Source organism: Microbacterium sp. 1.5R (assembly GCF_001889265.1).
GTDB lineage: Bacteria > Actinomycetota > Actinomycetes > Actinomycetales > Microbacteriaceae > Microbacterium.
On sequence record NZ_CP018151.1, the window covers coordinates 1,223,349 to 1,242,372 of the forward strand.

At 69.6% G+C, this 19,024-nt stretch carries 14 protein-coding genes; 7 read left to right on the forward strand and 7 right to left on the reverse strand.

Annotation, left to right across the window (positions count from 1 at the left end; genetic code table 11):
* Positions 1–9 precede the first annotated feature (9 nt).
* Entirely contained in the window at positions 10–765 is a 756-nt protein-coding gene (locus BMW26_RS05740; protein ID WP_053095588.1) for a metallophosphoesterase family protein, read from the forward strand.
* A gap of 4 nt (positions 766–769) precedes the next feature.
* On the opposite strand, the gene BMW26_RS05745 is transcribed toward BMW26_RS05740, so the two are convergent.
* Genes BMW26_RS05745 through BMW26_RS05755 form a run of 3 tightly spaced genes read right to left on the reverse strand, consistent with a single transcriptional unit; the run spans position 770 to position 4,147 of the window.
* The gene (locus BMW26_RS05745) at positions 770–1,660 is read right to left on the reverse strand and encodes a phosphotransferase (protein ID WP_072591007.1); all 891 of its coding nucleotides are present in this window, start codon (positions 1,658–1,660) and stop codon (positions 770–772) included.
* Positions 1,661–1,668: 8 nt separating this feature from the next.
* A complete protein-coding gene (locus BMW26_RS05750; RefSeq protein ID WP_072591008.1) occupies positions 1,669–3,090 on the reverse strand; it encodes an aminopeptidase P family protein in 1,422 nt (473 codons plus the stop codon).
* 37 nt (positions 3,091–3,127) lie between these two features.
* Positions 3,128–4,147 carry an endonuclease/exonuclease/phosphatase family protein gene (locus BMW26_RS05755; protein WP_072591009.1) on the reverse strand — a complete coding sequence of 340 codons (1,020 nt, stop codon included), beginning with the start codon at positions 4,145–4,147 and terminating at the stop codon, positions 3,128–3,130.
* A gap of 88 nt (positions 4,148–4,235) precedes the next feature.
* Here BMW26_RS05755 and BMW26_RS05760 point away from each other — a divergent pair, with 88 nt between their 5' ends.
* The gene (locus BMW26_RS05760; RefSeq protein ID WP_072591010.1) at positions 4,236–5,111 is read left to right on the forward strand and encodes a PHP domain-containing protein; all 876 of its coding nucleotides are present in this window, start codon (positions 4,236–4,238) and stop codon (positions 5,109–5,111) included.
* Between the two features lie 73 nt (positions 5,112–5,184).
* On the opposite strand, the gene BMW26_RS05765 is transcribed toward BMW26_RS05760, so the two are convergent.
* Positions 5,185–6,708, reverse strand: coding sequence for a DEAD/DEAH box helicase (locus BMW26_RS05765; protein WP_053095593.1), 1,524 nt, complete (start codon positions 6,706–6,708; stop codon positions 5,185–5,187).
* Positions 6,709–6,875: 167 nt separating this feature from the next.
* Here BMW26_RS05765 and BMW26_RS05770 point away from each other — a divergent pair, with 167 nt between their 5' ends.
* Positions 6,876–7,589: a ferritin-like fold-containing protein gene (locus BMW26_RS05770; protein ID WP_053095594.1), complete on the forward strand. Its 714-nt coding sequence runs from the start codon at positions 6,876–6,878 to the stop codon at positions 7,587–7,589.
* A gap of 22 nt (positions 7,590–7,611) precedes the next feature.
* Here the strand turns inward: BMW26_RS05770 and BMW26_RS05775 are convergent, their stop codons facing one another.
* Entirely contained in the window at positions 7,612–7,899 is a 288-nt protein-coding gene (locus tag BMW26_RS05775) for a hypothetical protein (protein WP_072591011.1), read from the reverse strand.
* Between the two features lie 7 nt (positions 7,900–7,906).
* Entirely contained in the window at positions 7,907–8,131 is a 225-nt protein-coding gene (locus tag BMW26_RS05780; protein ID WP_053095596.1) for a DUF3107 domain-containing protein, read from the reverse strand.
* A gap of 186 nt (positions 8,132–8,317) precedes the next feature.
* Between BMW26_RS05780 and BMW26_RS05785 the strand changes: the two genes are divergently transcribed.
* Together BMW26_RS05785 and BMW26_RS05790 are read left to right on the forward strand one after the other, a co-directional pair.
* The gene (locus BMW26_RS05785) at positions 8,318–11,551 is read left to right on the forward strand and encodes an ATP-dependent helicase (protein ID WP_072591012.1); all 3,234 of its coding nucleotides are present in this window, start codon (positions 8,318–8,320) and stop codon (positions 11,549–11,551) included.
* Positions 11,500–14,994, forward strand: coding sequence for an ATP-dependent DNA helicase (locus tag BMW26_RS05790; RefSeq protein ID WP_083569299.1), 3,495 nt, complete (start codon positions 11,500–11,502; stop codon positions 14,992–14,994). Before BMW26_RS05785 ends, BMW26_RS05790 begins: the two co-directional genes overlap by 52 nt.
* Here BMW26_RS05790 and BMW26_RS05795 read toward each other — a convergent pair.
* Positions 14,940–16,289 carry a phosphotransferase gene (locus BMW26_RS05795; protein WP_072591014.1) on the reverse strand — a complete coding sequence of 450 codons (1,350 nt, stop codon included), beginning with the start codon at positions 16,287–16,289 and terminating at the stop codon, positions 14,940–14,942. The genes BMW26_RS05790 and BMW26_RS05795 overlap by 55 nt on opposite strands.
* A gap of 65 nt (positions 16,290–16,354) precedes the next feature.
* Between BMW26_RS05795 and nudC the strand changes: the two genes are divergently transcribed.
* Both nudC and BMW26_RS05805 read left to right on the forward strand, forming a co-directional pair.
* Entirely contained in the window at positions 16,355–17,254 is a 900-nt protein-coding gene (gene nudC / locus BMW26_RS05800) for an NAD(+) diphosphatase (RefSeq protein ID WP_072591015.1), read from the forward strand.
* Positions 17,251–18,972 (forward strand): ATP-dependent helicase, encoded by a 1,722-nt coding sequence (locus BMW26_RS05805; RefSeq protein ID WP_053095601.1) that lies wholly within the window; start codon positions 17,251–17,253, stop codon positions 18,970–18,972. Before nudC ends, BMW26_RS05805 begins: the two co-directional genes overlap by 4 nt.
* The last annotated feature ends 52 nt before the right edge of the window (positions 18,973–19,024 follow it).

The following is a 19,024-nucleotide window of genomic DNA, read 5'->3' on the forward strand; positions in this document are numbered from 1 at the left end:
CATGGCAGGGTGAGTCTCGAACGCGTCGCCCTGATCTCCGATGTCCACGGAAACCTGACCGCTCTCGAGGCGGTGCTCGCCGACATCCATCGCAGGGGCATCGCCCGCATCGTCAACCTCGGAGACACGGCGGGCAAGGGGCCACGAGGCGAGGACGCCGTGCGGCGCTGCCGCGACGTGTGCGAGGTGAACGTCCGCGGCAACTGGGACGACTTCCTGCCGACCATCCCCGACGACGGGCCGTCCGAGATGCTGTGGTGGCGAGATGAGCTGTCGGCGTCGAGCAGGGCGTGGCTCCGGTCGCTTCCGCTGAGTGTCGATCTGGTCCTCAGCGGTCATCGGATCCGCCTGTTCCACGCGTCGGCGCAGAGCCCGCACGTCCGCGTGCACTTCGCCCACACGCCCGAGCAGTTCTCCGCGATGTTCGAGGCGACGGAGATGACCGGCGACGGCCCGCTGCCCGATGTGGTGGGCTACGCCGACATCCACGACGCCTACATCGAATCGAACGACGGACGTACGCTGTTCAACGTCGGAAGCGTCGGGAACCCGCTCGACACACCCGTTCCGTCCTACGTGATCCTCGAAGGAGGACAGTCGGCGGACGATCCCTTCGGGATCCAGTTCGTGCGCGTGCCCTACGACGTCGAGGCTGAGATCGCCGTCGCCGAATCGCTCGACATGCCGACCGCCGATGTCTGGGCCGTCGAGCTCCGCACCGCCGTATATCGAGGGCGGCAGGCATCGCAGACGGCGACGCCATGATCGCTCAGAGGTTCGCGAGGTCCGGATCGTCGAGCAGACGCCTCATCGTCGACCGTCCCAGACCGCTCATGGCAGGGTTCGAGGACTCGTAGTACCAGACGAGGCCCATCGCCTGCTGCAGCGCCCAGGCTGCTCCTCGCTGCCACTCGCTGTCGGAGACGCGCAGACGGTCACGCACGACGGACCGCCCCCGAGCGTCGAACAGATGCCACGCGGCGACGAGATCGAGCGCAGGGTCGGCAGGGCCGAAGCCCCCGCCGTCGAGGACACCGACGAGACGACCGTCCGCCACCAGCAGGTTGAACGGCGTGAGGTCCCGGTGGCTCATGACGTCCGCACCCTCGCGGGGCGCGTCGCGCAGCGAGCTCCAGAGTCGATCCACGCGATCAGGATCGATCTGGTGCGCGCTGCGCTCGATGCAGAGCGCGACCCACTCGTCGTGGTCGCGGAGAACACCACCGCGGCCGCGCCCGTCGAACTTCCGTCCGCGGGTCTCGGTCGACCGCAGCGCAGTGATCAGCCCGGAGACGTCCGAGATGAGCGACTCCGACGATGCGTGGCCGGCGGGGGTCGCGGCGACACCCGCCAACCAGGTCTGGATCGACCAGGCAGACGGATGCTCCTCGGTCGCCGCGGCGAGTCCGACAGGCCGCGTCGCCGGCACGACGCAGACGTCGGCGAGCTCAGCCATCGCCGCGGCCTCGGCGCCGAGGACATCGCGCGATTCTGCGACGAGCGGGAACCGTGCCGCGAGGTCGTCGCCGATCCGGAAGATCGTGTTCACCGTGCCCGTCGAGCGGACGCGCTCGATCGGCAGGTGGGCGAGCTCGGGGAACGTCTGCGCGATCAGCCGCGCAGCGCGATCGTCCGTGAGTGCGAGCTCGCCCTCGTGCATCCGTGAGGTCAGTGCTGGACTCGTGCGATCCAGGCTTCGACCTCGTCCGCCGTGCGCGGGATGTCCGCCGAGAGGTTCACCGGGCCGTCCTCGGTCATCAGGATGTCGTCCTCGATTCGCACACCGATACCCCGGTACTCCTCGGGAACGGTGAGGTCGTCGATCTGGAAGTAGAGGCCGGGTTCGATCGTGAAGACCATTCCCGGGGCGAGGATGCCGTCGTAGTACATCTCCCGCCGGGCCTGCGCGCAGTCATGGACGTCGATGCCGAGGTGGTGCGATGTGCCGTGCACCATGTAGCGGCGGTGCTGCCCGCCGGTGTCGCCGTCCAGCGCCTCCTGCGCGGTCACGGGGAGCATTCCCCACTCGGCGACGCGCGCGGCGATGACGCGCATGGCCGCCTCGTGGACCTCGCGGAAGCGCACCCCGATGCGAGCCGCGGCGAACGCGGCATCAGCGGCCTCGCGCACCGTCTCGTACACCCGGCGCTGCACCTCGGTGAAGGTTCCGGAGACGGGGAGCGTGCGGGTGATGTCCGCGGTGTACAGGCTGTCCGCTTCGACGCCCGCGTCGACGAGGATGAGGTCTCCCGGCACAACCGTGCCGTCGTTGCGGGTCCAGTGCAGGTAGCAGGCATGGGGACCTGATGCGGCGATCGTGTCGTAGCCCTCGCCGTTGCCGTCCTCGCGCGCGCGGCGGTGGAAGACGCCCTCGACGACGCGCTCGCCGCGAGCATGAGCGATCGCGTCGGGAAGCGAACGGATGACGTCCTCGAATCCCTGCGCGGTGATGTCCACCGCTCGGCGCATCTCGGCGATCTCGTACTCGTCCTTCACGAGCCGCAGCTCCGAGACGAAGCGGGTGAGGTCGTCGTCCTCGTCGAGCACGAGCTCTCCCTCGGCGGCCGAGAACCTCTCGAGGTGGTCGGTCGCGATGTCGAGGTCTGCCGCGACGCCGGCGAGAGACGGGCGAGGGCCGATCCAGAATTCACCGACCGTGGCGTCCGCATAGAACTCCGTGGTGGTGCGATCGGCGCGCTCCCGGAAGTACAGCGTCACATCGTGGCCGGACTCGGCCGGCTCGAACACGAGGATCGAGTCGGGCTCGGCATCCGAAGCCCATCCCGTGAGGTGTGCGAAGGCCGAATGCGCACGGTACGGGTAGTCGGTGTCGTTGCTGCGCTGCTTGAGCGAACCGGCAGGGATGACGAGTCGCTTGCCGGGGAAGGCAGCGGACAGGGCGGCGCGACGCACGGCGGCGAACGGCGCCTGCGCTCGCGGCGCGGGGATCGACTCGGGGCGCTCCGCCCATCCGGTCGAGATCGTGTCGAGGAATCCGCGGGGGAAGGGCTGCTTCCGATTCGTGGTGGTCGTCTCGGCGGGAGTCTCGGTCGTGGGCTCTGCGATCGTGTCGCGCTCAGCGGTGCTCATCCCTCCAGTCTGTCACCTGAGCGACGGCCACGGCATGTCAGCCTGCGGGTTCGAGCTGCACCACGAGACCGCGGTGGTCGCTTCCCGAGCCGCCGATCACGACGGAACCCGTCGTGGACCAGCTCGGCGACGCCATGACGTGGTCGATCGGGGTGCTCAGCAGCGCAGGCAGCGAGCTCGGCCATGTGCCGCTGTATCCGTTGCCGGAGCGGCTCGCGCCGTCGCGGCAGTACCCCATGTCGCCGCCGTCGACGCCGAGCCCCGCCATGTGGTCGATCGTCGCGTTGAAGTCACCCGCGAGGATGAAGTTCCCCTCGGGGCACTGGTCGGCGATCCAGCGCAGGTCGCTCTGCCACTGCGCCATGTCCTCCATCCGGGGCGCGACGGCGTGCACCGCGACGATCGTCGGACCCTCGCCATCGACCGGCATCAGCACCGCGCTGGGCACCGAGCCGGTGTTGTTGGAGCCGTCCTCGGACGACTCGATCACGGAGTACTCGCCGAGGTCGGGGGAGACGAGGACGGTCGTGTGCCAGGACTTGGGGCCGTCGACGACGTCGGGCTTGAACTGCACATGGTGCACCCACATGGGGTGATCCTGATCGCGCAGCAGCACGGCGATCTGCTCGCCCACCTCTTCGGTGGTCTCGGGCAATGCGACGACGTCAGCGCCACGCTCGAGGATCTCCCGCGCGATCTCCTCGGCGGACACCTCGTCGCCGGCCGTGTTCCAGGTGAGCACCCGGATGCTCGAATCGGTGGCGGCGGGGAGCGTGTCCGCGCCGAACCCGCGCATGAAGCCGATGGCTCCCGTCGCACCGGCGCCGAGCAGGGCGACGATCAGCACGGATGCCGCGAAGCCGCGCAACGGCTTCGCGAACAGGAGCAGCATCGAAACGGCCGCGACGAGGAGGAATGCCGCCAGGACCACGCCGCGGGCGGCGACGATCTGCGCGAACGGATAGGTCTGCTCGAGATGGAAGAACTGCGGCCAGACGACGACGGCCGTCGCGATCGCGAGCAGCACGGTGACGAGGATCCCCAGTAGTCGAAACATCCTCTTCAGCCTAGAAGTCCTCTCTGTGAAGTCCCTAGAGCGACAGGCGTGCGCGGCCGACGTCCACGGTCGTCGGTACGCTCGGAGCATGGCCACCGCTCGATCCCGCCGTTTCGCCGGTCCGTCCGACCTGCACATGCACTCGAACCACTCGGACGGAACGGAGTCGCCCGGCGATGTCGTGCGCCAGGCACACCGGTTCGGGGTGCGCACGATGGCGCTGACCGATCACGATCGCACGACGGGGTGGGACGAGGCGGCAGCGGCGACGGCCGAGCTCGGGATGACGTTCATCCCCGGCATGGAACTCTCCGCGAAACACGAGTGGCGCAGTGTGCACGTGCTGGGCTACCTCTTCGATCCGCTCGACGAGGCGCTCGGATCCGAGACCGATCGCATCAGAGGCGACCGGATCGGTCGTGCCGAGCGGATCGTCCGCAGCATCGGTCGTGACTACGACCTCGACTGGGACGATGTCCTCGCCCAGACCACTCTCGACGCGACGGTCGGCCGTCCGCACATCGCCGATGCCCTTGTGGCCCGCGGAATCGTGCGCGACCGCACCGAGGCGTTCGACGGGATTCTGCACCCCAGAGAGGGTTACTACGAGCCCCACTACGCGCCCGACCCGCTCAAGGCAGTGCGTCTGATCACCGAGGCCGGAGGGGTGGCGATCATCGCGCACCCTGCCACGATCGGCCGCGACCACATGATGCCGGTGCCGTTCATCGAGCAGCTCATCGCCGCAGGCCTGGGCGGTTTCGAGATCGATCATCGGGAGAACACCGCGGCAGGCCGGAAGACGCTGCACGCGATCGCCGCGAAGCACGATCTCATCGTCACCGGCTCGAGCGACTATCACGGCACCGGGAAACCCAATCTGCCGGGCGAGAACACCACATCCGACGAGATGGTGGAGCGACTGATCGAGCGCGCGACCGGCTCCGCGCCCCGCTACGCGTGACGCCGGGACGGCAGAGGGGCGGGTGCCGCAGCTGCAGCATCCGCCCCTCTGTGAGTCCCTGAGGTGGAGTCGATCAGGCTCCGACGACCGGAGCCGCTCCCGCGCCGCCCGAACCCCCGCGGCGACGACGGCGACGACGGGCCGGGGCCGGCTTGCCGTCGTGGTGCTCCTTGCCTGCGCCGTCGTGGGTGCCGGCGCCCTCGGCGCCGCGGTCCGCTGACGGCGAGGACTGAGAGTCTCCGGGTGATGCGTCGGCAGCGCCCTCGGCGAACGTCGAGCCCACCGGGGTCGAGCCGCCCCGACGACGCCGACGACGGCGGGTGCCGCCCTCATCCGTGCCCTCGGCCGCGGCATCGGCCGCACGCTCGGGGCGCGGTGCGCGCTCGGTCTTCACCGACTGGGTCTTGGGAGCCGACACGAGACGGCCCTTGGTGCCTGCGGGGATGTCGAGGTCACTGAACAGGTGCGGGCTCGAGGAGTAGGTCTCGACCGGGTCGGGCTGCCCGAACTCGAGGGCGCGGTTGATCAGCGCCCACTTGTGCAGGTCCTCCCAGTCGACGAAGGTCACGGCGATGCCGGTCTTGCCCGCACGGCCGGTGCGACCGGCGCGGTGCAGGTACGTCTTGTCCTCGTCGGGGATGGTGTGGTTGATGACGTGCGTGACATCGTCGACGTCGATGCCGCGGGCGGCGACATCGGTCGCGACGAGGACGTCGCGCTTGCCGGCCTTGAACGCGGCCATCGACCGCTCGCGCTGGTCCTGTCCCATGTCGCCGTGCACGCCGCCGACGTTGAAGCCGCGGTCGCTGAGCTCGTCGACGAGGCGCTGCGCGGCGCGCTTGGTACGGGTGAAGATCACCGTCTTGCCGCGACCCTCCGCCTGGAGGATGCGGGCGATGATCTCGTCCTTGTCGAGCGAGTGGGCGCGGTACACCAGGTGCTTGATGTTCGCCTGCGTGAGACCCTCGTCGGGGTCGGTCGCGCGGATGTGGATCGGGTTCGTCATGAACCGACGAGCCAGCGCGACGATCGGTCCGGGCATGGTCGCGGAGAACAGCTGGGTGTGACGGACGGCCGGGACCTTCTGGAAGATCTTCTCGATGTCCGCGAGGAATCCGAGGTCGAGCATCTTGTCGGCCTCGTCGAGCACGACCTCGGTCGCGTTGGAGAGGTCGAGCAGACGCTGGCCGGCGAGGTCGATCAGGCGACCGGGCGTGCCGACGACGATCTGGGCGCCCGCCTTGAGCTGGTCGATCTGGCCCTCGTATGCCTTGCCGCCGTAGATCGCGACGACGCTGGTGGAGCGGTTGCTCGTCAGCAGGTCGATGTCCTCGTACACCTGCACCGCGAGCTCGCGCGTCGGCACCACGATGAGCGCCTTGACGCCGTGCTCGGGGTCGAGGCCGAGCCGCTGCACCACGGGGATGCCGAAGCCGAAGGTCTTGCCTGTTCCGGTCTTGGCCTGGCCGATGATGTCCTGGCCCGGAAGGCCGAGGGGGATGGTCTGCTCCTGGATCGGGAATGCGTCGACGATGCCCTTGGAGGCGAGAGCGTCGATGATGTCCTGATCGATTCCGAGATCAGCGAAGGTTGTCAATGTTCAGATGCCTGTCCGGCGACCTGCGAGGATCGCCATGTTCACGGATCCACGCCGTCTCTTGTGCCACAGGCGCGGGCCCCGCTCCGACGGCGGGGACAGGGACAGCCTACCCGAGGGGGTGGCGACGCCCGGGAATATCGCGTCCCCCGGGTAGTGTGAACCCCGTGGTGAACTGGTTCTGGAAGCGTAGGACGCCCCGGCGCACGATGACGTTGCGCAGTCGGGGCGATCAAGGAGCGGCGACGCGGGTCGACTTCGCCGAACTCGCGCCGGAGCTGCCGCGATTCCTGGGACAGGCGGCGTACCTCCAGCTGGGGTACTTCGAGACGCTCACGCGGCTGATCAGGGCGACTCCGGAGCTCTCCGAGAAGGAGGCGCTCTCCCGGGCAGCCGGTGCTGCGCTCACCAAGCATCGGGCGATCGTCGAACTCATCGCGGAGCGTGGAGACGATCCGACGCAGCTCATGCTCCCGTTCCGGGAGAACCTCGACGCCTTCCGGCGCAAGACCATCGGCGCGCGTCCGCGGGAGACTCTCCTCGCCGTCTACATCACGGCAGGGATGCTCGACGACTTCTACTTCGCACTCGCCTCGAGCTACGGCGACACGGGGGAGAGGGTCGCGGAGATCCTCTCCGAGGACGACGCGCGACACGAGATCGTCGCCATCATCCAGGAGACGATCGACGGCGACGGCGAGTGGCGGTCGCTGCTCTCGATGTGGGCGCGCCGGCTCGTGGGGGACACGATCCTGGTGTGCCGGTCCGCGCTGCGTCAGCCCGAGCTCGCCGCGATGAGCGAGGACCGCGTCGAATTGGTCTACACCGAGCTGATGGGCGCGCACGCACGCCGCATGGATGCGATGGGTCTCGCCTCCTAGCCGACGGACCCGGCCGACGGCATCAGATGCCGAGCGCCGCCTTGGCCGCGGCATCGCTGCGTCGGCGCGACGCAACGATCGCGACGGTGACGACTGCCGCGATGCCGACGGAGCCCACGACGCTCGCGAGCCATAGCCAGATGCTGTCCTCGCCGACGCCGAGCCACTGCAGGCCGGTGTAGATGACGGCCGCGAGGGCCGTGGCGACAGCGGGGGTGAGAGCGACCCCGCGCAACTCCCGCCCACCGATCATGTAGTGGGCCGCGATGCCGAGCGCGCACGCCCCGACGAGAGCGAGGAGGATGTACATCGTGGGGTCAGGCGAAGAAGCCGACGCGACGAGACTCCTCGGTGCCGAGCTCGATGTACGCGAGGTTCGCGGTCGGAACCAGGTAGGAGTTGCCCTTGACATCGGCGAAGCTCAGGTGAGAAGTGTTCTGCTCGAGAGCCGAGGAGACCTGCGTGCGGACCTCGTCCGCGCTCGATGCGGTCTCGAAGCTGAGCTCGCGGCCGGTGTTGATGATGCCGATGCGGATTTCCACGCGTACTCCTGTTTTCCAGTCGACGATGCTGTGGTCGAGTCGACCTCGGAGGTCGACGACTGAGCCCAACTCTACCGGGCGGCGAGGTGACGGGATCCGCGGATCGGGCCGGTTTCGCCCTGAGCGCACACCGTCGCGAGACGCCGACGCCCGGCGATGTCGGCGCGCCGCAGTAGCGTGGAGGACATGACAGAGGATGCCGCGCAGAACGCCGTGATCGGTGCAGACGCCTCGGCATCCGGCGTCATCATCGGGGCGCCCGGCACGGGCAAGACCCGCACTCTCACCGAGCGCGTCGTCCATCTGCTCGACACAGCGGGGATGCGTCCGGAGCAGGTCCTCGTCCTCACTCCCAGCAGGCAGGCGGCGACCGCGCTGCGGGACCGCATCGGGGTCAGGATCGGTCAGGCCACTCCCGGGCCGCTGGCCAGGTCGCTCGGGTCGTTCGCATTCCAGGTGGTGCGCGGAGCGATGGTTCGCGAAGGGGCGGAGCCACCGGCTCTGCTGACCGGCGCAGACCAGGACCGCCTGATCGCCGAGCTCCTCGCCGGCGATGCGGAGGACGAGCGCATCGACTGGCCGCAGGCGCTGAGCCCCGCCGTACGCGCCTCCAAGGGGTTCCGCTCCGAGCTCCGTGCCTTCCTCGCGGAATGCGTCGAACTGGGGGCGCAGCCCGACGAGCTGCGCACGTCCGATGTCCCCGCCTGGTCGTCCGTCGCCGAGTTCCTCGTCGAATACCGCGCCGTGCTCGACCTGGCACGGGCATCCCACCGCGACGCGGCAGACCTGCTCGCCGAGGCGTGCACGATCCTGCGCACCGCGGAGCCGAGTGCGCTCGGCCCTCTCGCCGACCTCAGGGTGGTGCTCATCGACGACGCGCAGGAGCTGACGCGCGGTGGCATCGCGGTGGTCGAGGCGCTCCGTGCGCGAGGCACGGCAGTGCTCGCCTTCGGCGATCCTGACATCTCCTCCGGAGCTTTCCGCGGCGCGAGCCCCGAGTTGTTCGCGCAGCTCGCCACGGCGCTGGGCGAGGTCCACGTGCTCGATGTCCCTCATCGTCAGGCGCCGGCGCTCACCGCGCTGACCCGCACCGTCACGCAGGCGATCGGCGTGTCGGGTCGCGTCGACCACAGGCGCGCGCCCGAGCCCGTCGCCGCGCACAGCCCGGGCGCCCCCGGCGACGTGAGCACCTTCATCGCCCCGTCACCGCATGAAGAGCTCGACCGCATCGCGGGTGTCATGCGCGAATGGCATCTCGTGGATGACGTCCCGTGGGATCGCATCGCGGTCATCGCACACGACACCAGGCAGGTCACGCAGCTCGACGCAGAGCTCGCCGCGCGGGAGATCCCGACGAGAGCCGCGGGCGTGCAACGTCCTCTCGGCTCCGAGCCGATCGTGCGCGACATCGTCGGCATCGTGCGCCTGGCCCTCACGCCGGCCGAGGCGCGGACTCCCCAGGACTGGGAGGAGGCGCTCCGCACGCCCTTCGGAGGCATGGATGCGATCGGGCTCCGACGCCTTCGCGCTCGTCTGCGCCATATCGAGCTCGACCTGGGGGGCTCGACGCCCGCACGGGAACTGCTGCGCCAGGCGCTGGCATCGCCCGACCACTTCACGCTCATCGACGCCCAGGAATCGCGCCTGGCCGCGCGCTTCGCCGCGACGATCGCAGATGTGGCCGCCGCGGCTGCCGACGGCGAGACGATCCACGATCTCCTGTGGCGGGTCTGGGACCAGGCCAGAGCGGTCGACGGGCGCAAGCTCCAGATCGCCTGGCGTGAGATGTCGTTGCAGACCAGCGGCGCGGAGACGGCGCGAGCCCTCGATGCGCTCGTCTCCCTGTTCGGTGCGGCCAAGCGATTCGTCGAGCGCACCCCGAACGAGAAGCCGGAGGTCTTCGTGCGCGACATCCTCGACAGCGAGGTGCCCGAAGACTCCCTCTCGAGTCCCGACCGGCCGGGCCGTGTGACCCTGCTCACACCGGCGACCGCACTCGGAACGGAGTTCGACGCGGTCGTGGTGGCCGGAGTGCAGGACGGAATCTGGCCGAATGTGCGGCTGCGCGGCGGGATGCTCCAGTCCTGGCGTCTCGCCGACGCACTGCTCGCATCCCGCACCGGAACCGCCGAGCACCCGCCCGAGGCACTCGACAGGCGCCGCGCCGCTCTGCACGATGAGCTGCGGCTGTTCGTCCGCGCCATCTCTCGTTCGCGGAGCAGACTCCTCATCACCGCGGTCGATGACGACGACATGACACCCAGTGCGTTCTTCGGCTTCCTCCCGCCGCCCGACCCGCCCGAGCTGCATGCCTCGGCCGAGCACCCGCTCACGCTGCGCGGTCTCGTCGCGCGTCATCGTCGGGTACTGACGACCTCGAGCGTCCGTGCCGCCCGAGACCACGCCTCCGCCCAGCTGGCGGTGCTCGCGCGGGAGGGAGTGCCGGGTGCCGATCCGGACGAGTGGTACGGAGTGACGCCGCCGACGACCGATGCACCGCTGCACGACCTCGCCGTCGACGCCGCCCGGGTCTCGCCGTCGCGGATGGAGTCCTTCGAGGAGTGCGAGCTGAACTGGGCGGTGTCCGCCCTGGGCGGCGACACCGTGATGCCGCCGTCGGCCGGAATCGGCACGATCATCCACGAGGCGATGGAGCAGGTGCCCGACGGCGAACTGGACCGTCTGCGTGACGTCCTGGCCGAGCATTGGCCGGAGCTCGATTTCGAGACGGCCTGGATAGGTCGCAAGGAGAGGCGCCGCGCCGATCTGTACATCGATCGACTGCACAGCTACCTGTCGGACGTGTCGGACGAAGGCGGTCGAGTGATCGCCGGCGAGGTGGAGTTCCGGTTCGCGGTCGAGGTGCCCGAGCAGGAGGGCATCGCGCCGGGCGTGCGTGTGGCGAGCGTCGACGGCGACCCCCATCCGCACCATGCGATCGTGCACGGCTTCATCGACCGGGTCGAGGCGTACACGGCGGGTGGTGGAGAGCATGCGAAGGCGCGGGGACAGAAGTGGACGCGCATGGCCGATGCGCAGAGCGGGGAGCGCGTCGTGGTCGTGGACTTGAAGACCGGCAAGTACGAGCCGGAGAGCGAGCAGAAGGTGGCGGACCACGCCCAGCTCGCCGCATACCAGGTGGCGGTGCAGGAAGGACTCGTGGCGGGAGCGGATCCTGCGGCCCTCGCCGGCGCGCGCCTGGTCCTGGTCGCCAAGACCCTGGCCGGCAGCGATTTCCGCGTCGCGCACCAGCACACGCTCGCCGGTGAAGAGCGTGTCCAGTTCCTCGGGCGGATCGCGGAAGCCGCCCGAGGGATGTCGGCGGCGAGCTTCACGGCCCATGTCGAGGCTCACTGCGCGGATACGCAATGGCGAGTCCAGCCGTGCCGCATCCACACCGTCGCCGCGGTGAGCGCGTGACGGCGTGGACGGGAGCGGGGAACGGGATCTCTGCTCTGGACGTCGCCGCCGCGCTCGGTCTCCCCGCACCGACGGAGGCCCAGCAGCGGGTGATCGAGTCGCCACCGGCACCGGCTTTGGTGGTCGCGGGCGCGGGCAGCGGAAAGACCGAGACGATGGCCGGCCGCGTCGTCTGGCTGGTCGCGAACGGGCATGTGCGACGCGATCAGATCCTCGGCCTGACCTTCACGCGCAAGGCCGCGGGTGAGCTCGCGGAACGCATCGGCGTCCGTCTGGCGCTCATCGACGAATACGGGAGACGAGGACTGCTGCCGCACCTGCCCGAGATCGTGGCGAGCGGTGCCCTCGATCGGGTGTCGAGAGCCGCGAACGCCAGACAGCGCGAGGTCGTCCGATCGCAGGTGCTCGACGAGCTCGCCGCACGTTTCGGCACCGGGGCGGTCTCGACCCCCCGTTCGGCCGAGGATCTGTTGATCCGTCCGAAGGTCTCGACCTACAACGCGTTCGCGGATGGCATCGTGCGCGAGCACGCGGCGCGCATCGGCCGCGACTCCGACGTCGCCATGCTCAGCCAGGCCGCATCCTGGATGCTCGTGCGCGACGTGGTGCTGCGCGCCGACCTGCCGGAGCTGGAGGAGATCGACCGGTCGGTGGCGGGGGTGGTCGACGCGGTTCAGAGATTGGCCGGCGACTCGCTCGATCACCGGGTCGATCTCGACCGCGCCGATCGCATCGCGCTGCGCCAGGCCGAGGCGTTCGAGCCGTACCTCAGCAACGCGGAGGTCGCGACCGCGGCTGCGAACCTGCGCGCTCTTCCCGCTCTGTCCGTCCTGGTGCGCGATTACATCGCCGAGAAGGAGCGCCGCGGAGTGCTGGACTTCGCCGACCAGGTCAGCGGCGCCTACGACATCGTGGAGTCGTCTCCCGACGTGCGCGAGGACCTGCGGCAGCAGCATCAGGTGGTGCTGCTGGACGAATACCAGGACACCTCGGTGATCCAGACGCAGTTCCTCGCCCGACTCTTCCGCGACACCGCGGTGATGGCGGTCGGGGATCCGCACCAGTCGATCTACGGATGGCGAGGCGCCAGCGCGGACAATCTGCACGCCTTCGCGCGCACCTTCTCCGAACACGAGAGCGTCGGCAACTACAGTCTGATGACGAGCTGGCGCAACGACCGGAGCATCCTCGGTGTCGCCAACCGCATCCTCGGTCCGCTGCGCAGGCCCGGATTGGATGTGCCACCGCTCGAGTCTCGTCCCGGCGCCGGCCCCGGAGCGGTCGAGATGAGCTTCCCGCTCACCGTCGATGACGAGGCTCGCGCGGTCGCCGAATGGTTCGCGGCGCGTCGCGCGGAGCACGACGACCTCGCGAAGCCGCATACCGGAGCGGTGCTGTTCCGGTCGAAGCGGCACATGCAGACGTTCGCGGCGGCCCTTGCCGCAGAAGGGATTCCGCACCGCATCCTGGGGCTCGGGGGACTCCTGGCGACCCCCGAGGTCGTCGATGTCGTGTCGACGCTGCGCGTGCTGCACGATCCGACGGCGGGCTCTGCGTTGATCAGGCTCCTCGTCGGTCCTCGATTCTCCGTCGGTGTCGCCGACATGGCGGCGTTGCAGCAGCTCGCGGCGGAGCTCTCCCGTCGGGACAGCGGGCTGCTGCCGCTGGACGACGAGCTCCGCAAACGCATCCGCGCGTCACGGGGGGCGGACGAGGCGCTGTCGATCATCGACGCCGTCGACGTGCTCCGCGGTCTCAGCGACGACTACCGCCTTCTCGCCGGGATCACGCCGGACGGGCGTTCTCGCATCCGTGCCGCGGGCGAGATGCTCGAACGCCTCCGACGGGCGTCGTCGCTTCCGCTTCCCGATCTGCTGAGGCTGATCGAGCTCGAGCTGCGTTTGGACATCGAGCTCGCAGCGAACGAGACCAGAGGGCCGGCGCGTATCGCGGCGACGCAGCTGCGCGCGTTCACTGACGAGGTCCGGTCGTTCCTCGCCGCAGACGAACGGGGGACCATCTCGAGTCTCCTCGCCTGGTTGGAGAAGGCCGAGAGCACGGACGAGCTGGTGCCGCGGCCCGAGCCGCCCGAACCCGGGGTCGTCCAGCTTCTGACGATCCACGGATCCAAGGGGCTGGAGTGGGATGCGGTCGCCGTCGTCCGCATGGTCGAGGGCGAACTGCCGTCGCGCCCGACGGACACCTCAGGATGGTTCGGCTTCGGAGTGCTGCCGTTCGCTCTGCGAGGCGACAGCGCGGCCCTGCCGACCTTCAGTTGGATAGCGCCCTCGGACGAAGAGCTCGATGCGGCGAAGCGGCAGAAGGCAGGTATCGCATCGCTGACCAGCAGGAGCAAGACAGCGCCGGGCGCGATCACGGTCTTCAAGGACGCCTACCGCGAGTATCAGCAGGAGGAGGAGCGTCGACTCGCCTACGTCGCCGTCACCAGGGCGCGCAGTCATCTGCTTCTGACCGGGGCCCACTGGGCGGGGCAGAAGCAGCCGAAGAAGCCGAGCCCCTATCTGACCGAGGCGATGGAGATTCTCGGAATCGCTCCGATCGAGCCCGTGGATCCGGACGAGAACCCCTACGACGGCCCCGGCGCAACGCTCACCTGGCCTCTCGACCCGCTCGGCGCTCGGCGTGGAGTCGTCGAGGCAGCCGCCGCTGCCGTGCGCGCGGCAGCCGACGGGGAGCCGGAGGCCGCTCCCGAACTGGCGCGTCTGCTCGCCGAGCGCGCCGCCCGATTGCGTGGCACCGACGCATCACCGCCCACCCGGGTGCCGGCCTCCCGCTTCAAGGACTACGTCACCGATTTCACCGGCACCGTGTCTTCCATCGTCCGTCCGATGCCTGAGCGGCCGTATCGGCAGACCCGGCTGGGCACGCTGTTCCACGCATGGGTCGAGCGGCGGAGCGAACTCGTCGGCGTCGGTCAGCGCGTCGACGAGGCGCTGTGGGAGGTCGACGAGGATGATCTCTCGTTCGTCGAGACCGTCGGCGGAGCGGAGGTCTCGTCCGCCGACGCCGCCGACCTCGAGACCCTGCAGTCGATCTTCGAGGCCAGCGAGTGGGGAGCGCTCAAGCCCATCGCGGTCGAGATCGAGATCGACTTCGCGCTGGGTGGCGCTGTGCCGGGTGACGAACGCCATATCGTCATCTGCAAACTCGACGCGGTCTATCGACGCGAAGATCGCGGCGGGCGCATCGAGATCGTCGACTGGAAGACGGGCAAGGCCCCACGCACACCTCGGGAACGGGAGGAGCGGATGCTGCAGCTCGCGCTCTACCGTCTCGCCTACCACCGTCGTTTCGGAGTGCCCCTGGAGGAGATCGACGTGGCGCTGTACTACGTCGCGGACGACCTCGTCATCCGCGGTGCTCGCGTCTACTCCGAGTCGGAGCTCTTCCAGCGCTGGAGCGCTGCTCGGGCAGCCCGCTGAGCCTCGTCCTCCGGCGATCCCTCGTCTGAGCCGTCCGCTCGCTCAGTCCGCGCCGGGTCATCGACCGGGCGTCGCTCCGCGGTGGGCTCCTGCGCGGTGTGCCTGCGCACGCCTGAAAGATCTTCCGTCTCGAGACCACCGACCTCGAGACGACGAGCGGCGTCCGCGGCGGCGTCGCTGAGATCGCTCGTCGCCTGATCGTCGGCATCGCCATCAGGACCGTCGGCGTCGTCGTCGCGCCACAGCTCGTTCGGGTTGTACGCGTCGGTCTGCATCGACGTGTCGGCCCCCGCCGAGGCGCGTGCCGGCACTCTGTCGAGCGCGTCCAGGGCGGACTCGACGCCCTCGTTGCGCGACGCGATCACGCCGAGATCGTCGCTGTGCAATCCTTCGGCGAGTGCCTCGAGAAGGGCGGCGGCGTCGTCGACGATGTCGGGTCGGTGCAAGGAGTCGCCGTGGACGAGCCATCGGGCGAATTCGAGCTCGGCGAGCAGGCGTGCGCGCACCTCGAGAGCGCCGTCCGGCCCGCGGTCGGCGGCCCGAGCGTACGCGGCATGGACGTCGTGCGCCGCATCAGGGGCGGTGGACAGCCACGACAGATCGATCGCCGGATCTCCGACGGAGAGCGAATGCCAGCCGATGAGTCCGGTGACCTCGGGACCGAGATCCGGGTCGTCCCGGAAGATGAAGGAGGTCGACTGCACGCCGCCCAGCACGACCGTCGATTCGAACCGCCAGAGATCGTCGTCGGCGACGGCGTCGCGCCATCGCACCGTGAGCCGCGCGGGGACGCGCCCGGTCGATGCCGCGGAGTCGATCAGTCGAGCGAGTTCGTCGCGGCTCTCCTGCGCAGACCGCGTCGTCAACCCGGCGCCTCTCACGACCGAGGTGGGCAGGGAGTGCACTGCCGCGATCGCCGCACCCATCGATTCGGCGGCGCCACGGCCGGCCGGCACCATCGCCGCCTCGATCTGGAATCCGGGCAGCAGCTCCGTCACGAGCGCGCGGGCGTCTGCGAGTCGCGTCTCGCCGATGTATTCCGGGGCTCGGAAGGGGAGCATTGCCCGCGCACCGGCCGTCAGAGCCCGCAGCGCGAGGGCCTCGGCGGCCAGCTCGCGTGAGGTCTCGTCGTCATCGGCGACACGGATCGCGAGCTCGCGCCCGTCTGCGAGAGTGGCGACCGCGGAGTCGAAGCGTCCGTCACCGTCGGCGCTGAGCGTGCGGGCCCCGATCACCTCGGCGCCGGGCAGTGCGGCAGTCACCGCCGCGGCTAGAGTGAATGGAGAGCGTCCCATGCCTCCAGGGTAGGTGGACGTGGGGGTGGTCCAGCTTCCGCCACGCCCGTGAGAGAGGGAGACCGATGATCGCCGGCAGCAGCACATCCCTCGATCGCGCAGCGGATCTGCGGGTCGAACCCGGAGTCCTCGATCGTCTGCGCGCCGACGAGGCGACGCGGGTCATCGCCGTACGAGACGGCCGCGTGCGCATTTCGGGCGCCGACCTCGAATCGGCCACGCTGCTGCGGGTTCCCGCCGGCGAGATCGTCGATGCGACCTGGGCGCTCCTCGGGCGCGAAGGTGACGGTACCGCCGTGCTTCTCGCCGTTCTGCAGCCCGAGGGCGACACCGTCGACACCGCACCCGACGAGGTGTGGCTGGGACTCCGCGACCTCGGCGCGCGTCTCGGCTCGGGTGACACGGAGCTGCTCATCGAGGCGCTCGCGCTGGGAGGCTGGCTGCGGGACGCACCGTTCTGCCCCCGATGCGGCGGAGGGACGGAGCTGCGCCAGGCCGGATGGTCGCGCCGCTGCCTCGTCTGCGGTCGCGAGCACTTCCCTCGGACGGACCCAGCCGTCATCGTCGCGGTGGAGAGCTCTGACGGCGAACGGCTCCTGCTCGGGGCGAACGCCAACTGGGGCGGCCGGATGTACTCCTGCTTCGCCGGATTCACCGAGGCGGGCGAGTCGTTGGAGTCGACCGTGCATCGTGAGCTCGAGGAGGAATCCGGCGTTCGGCTGGCCTCGCTGCGTTACGTCTCGTCTCAGCCGTGGCCCTTCCCTCGCTCGCTCATGCTCGGCTTCCGTGCCGTCGCTCTGGATGAGCACGAGCTGCGGCCCGACGGGGAGGAGATCATCGACGTCCGCTGGTTCACCCGTGACGAGATCAGGTCCGCTCTCGCCGGTGACGGACCCGTCGGCCTCCCGGGACCCGCGTCCATCGCCCGCGCACTGATCCTCGACTGGTTCGAGGAGCGCGCGTGAGCGCGCTCGAAGCCCTCGACGATCGACAGCGGGAGGCGGCATCCGTGCTGCGCGGTCCCGTCGCCGTGCTCGCAGGTGCGGGAACCGGGAAGACCCGAGTGATCACCCACCGGATCGCCCATGGCGTCGACACCGGTGCATACTCGCCGTCGCGCGTCATGGCGGTGACCTTCACGGCCAAGGCCGCGGGCGAGCTCAGGGGTCGTCTGCGCGCGCTCGGCGTCGAGGGCGTGGCCGCGCGGACGTTCCATGCCGCCGCCCTCGCCCAGCTGAACTTCTTCTGGCCCACACTGGCCGGATCACCCGCTCCGTCGATCATCGACAACAAGGTGAGGCTGCTCGGCCAGGCTGCCGACGCGATGCGACTGCGGCCGAGCACCGCGACGCTTCGCGACCTCGCCTCGGAGATCGAATGGCGCAAGGTGTCGATGTTGTCGATCGAACAGCACGCGTCGCTCGGCCGCACGTTGAGCGGCGTCGACTCCGCTCAGTTCGTCGAACTGCAGCAGCGCTATGAGGCGCTGAAGGACGAGCGGCGCCAACTCGATTTCGAGGACGTGCTGCTGGCCTGCGCCGGGATGCTCGAGGCCGAACCTCGCGTCGCAGCGTCCGTGCACGAGCAGTATCGGCATTTCACGGTCGACGAGTACCAGGACGTCTCTCCGCTCCAGAACCGCCTGCTCGAACTCTGGTTGGGCGATCGCAAGGACATCTGCGTCGTCGGTGACGCGAGTCAGACCATCTACTCGTTCGCCGGCGCCGAACAGCGATTCCTCCTCGAGTTCGAGCGGCGGCATCCCGATGCCACGGTCGTGCGTCTCGAGACCAACTACCGTTCGCAGGCCCCGATCCTCGAAGCGGCGAACGCCCTGATGAAGGGGCGGCCGGGCGCCCTCGAACTCGTCCCGGCGAGAGAGACGTTCAACGCGGATTCGCCCACGGTCACGGCGTACGACTCCGAGCGCGACGAGGCAGAGGGGATCGCCGCCGCCGTGGCGGCGCGGATCGAGTCAGGGGCGTCGCCCTCAGAGATCGCCGTGCTCTACCGGGCTCATGCGCAGTCCGCGGTGCTGCAGCAGGCGCTCGCCGCCGAGGGCATCGCGACATCGGTGCTGGGTGGAACCCGGTTCTTCGCGATGCCCGAGGTGCGACAGGCGATCCTGGCCCTGCGGGCCGCCGCGGTCGCGCCGACCGAGCACGGTTTCCTGCCCGGGGTCCAGAGGGTCCTCCGCGAGCTCGGTCTCTCCGACGAGCCACCGGCGGCCGGGGGAGCTCAGCGCGACGGCTGGGAGGCTCGGCGGGCGATTCTGCGTCTCGCCGAAGACGCCGGACCCGATGAGACCCTGCGCACCTTCAGTGACGCGCTCATGGCGCGCGCGAAGGACCAGCACGAGCCCACCATGCGCACCGTGACTCTGTCGACGTTGCACGCCGCCAAGGGTCTCGAATGGCCGCATGTCTACCTCGCGGGGTGGGCGGAGGGCGCACTTCCGATCTCCTACGCCACCGGCTTCGAGGCGATCGACGAAGAGCGCCGCCTCGCTTACGTCGGCGTCACGCGGGCCGCGCGTACTCTCTCGCTGTCGTGGTCGCGCTCAGCGGGACGCGGGGAACGCGCCCCGTCGCGGTTCCTGGCAGAGATGGGAACGACTGCTCGCGGCACCGGCATTCTTCGTGAAACGTCACCGAGCGCCAGTCGCGGCGCCCCTCGCCGCTGACCTCCACGAACGAGCCCGGGGCCGCGCTCTCTGCGAGCAGCCGCGCGACGAG

Excerpts from the sequence above, each read along its gene's own strand:
- BMW26_RS05760 (WP_072591010.1), top strand. The coding sequence starts at position 4,236 with ATGGCCACCGCTCGATCCCGCCGTTTCGCCGGTCCGTCCGACCTGCAC.
- BMW26_RS05745 (WP_072591007.1), bottom strand. The coding sequence starts at position 1,660 with ATGCACGAGGGCGAGCTCGCACTCACGGACGATCGCGCTGCGCGGCTG.
- BMW26_RS05750 (WP_072591008.1), bottom strand. The coding sequence starts at position 3,090 with ATGAGCACCGCTGAGCGCGACACGATCGCAGAGCCCACGACCGAGACT.
- BMW26_RS05785 (WP_072591012.1), top strand. The coding sequence starts at position 8,318 with ATGACAGAGGATGCCGCGCAGAACGCCGTGATCGGTGCAGACGCCTCG.
- BMW26_RS05755 (WP_072591009.1), bottom strand. The coding sequence starts at position 4,147 with ATGTTTCGACTACTGGGGATCCTCGTCACCGTGCTGCTCGCGATCGCG.
- BMW26_RS05790 (WP_083569299.1), top strand. The coding sequence starts at position 11,500 with ATGGCGAGTCCAGCCGTGCCGCATCCACACCGTCGCCGCGGTGAGCGC.
- BMW26_RS05795 (WP_072591014.1), bottom strand. The coding sequence starts at position 16,289 with ATGGGACGCTCTCCATTCACTCTAGCCGCGGCGGTGACTGCCGCACTG.
- BMW26_RS05775 (WP_072591011.1), bottom strand. The coding sequence starts at position 7,899 with ATGTACATCCTCCTCGCTCTCGTCGGGGCGTGCGCGCTCGGCATCGCG.
- nudC (WP_072591015.1), top strand. The coding sequence starts at position 16,355 with ATGATCGCCGGCAGCAGCACATCCCTCGATCGCGCAGCGGATCTGCGG.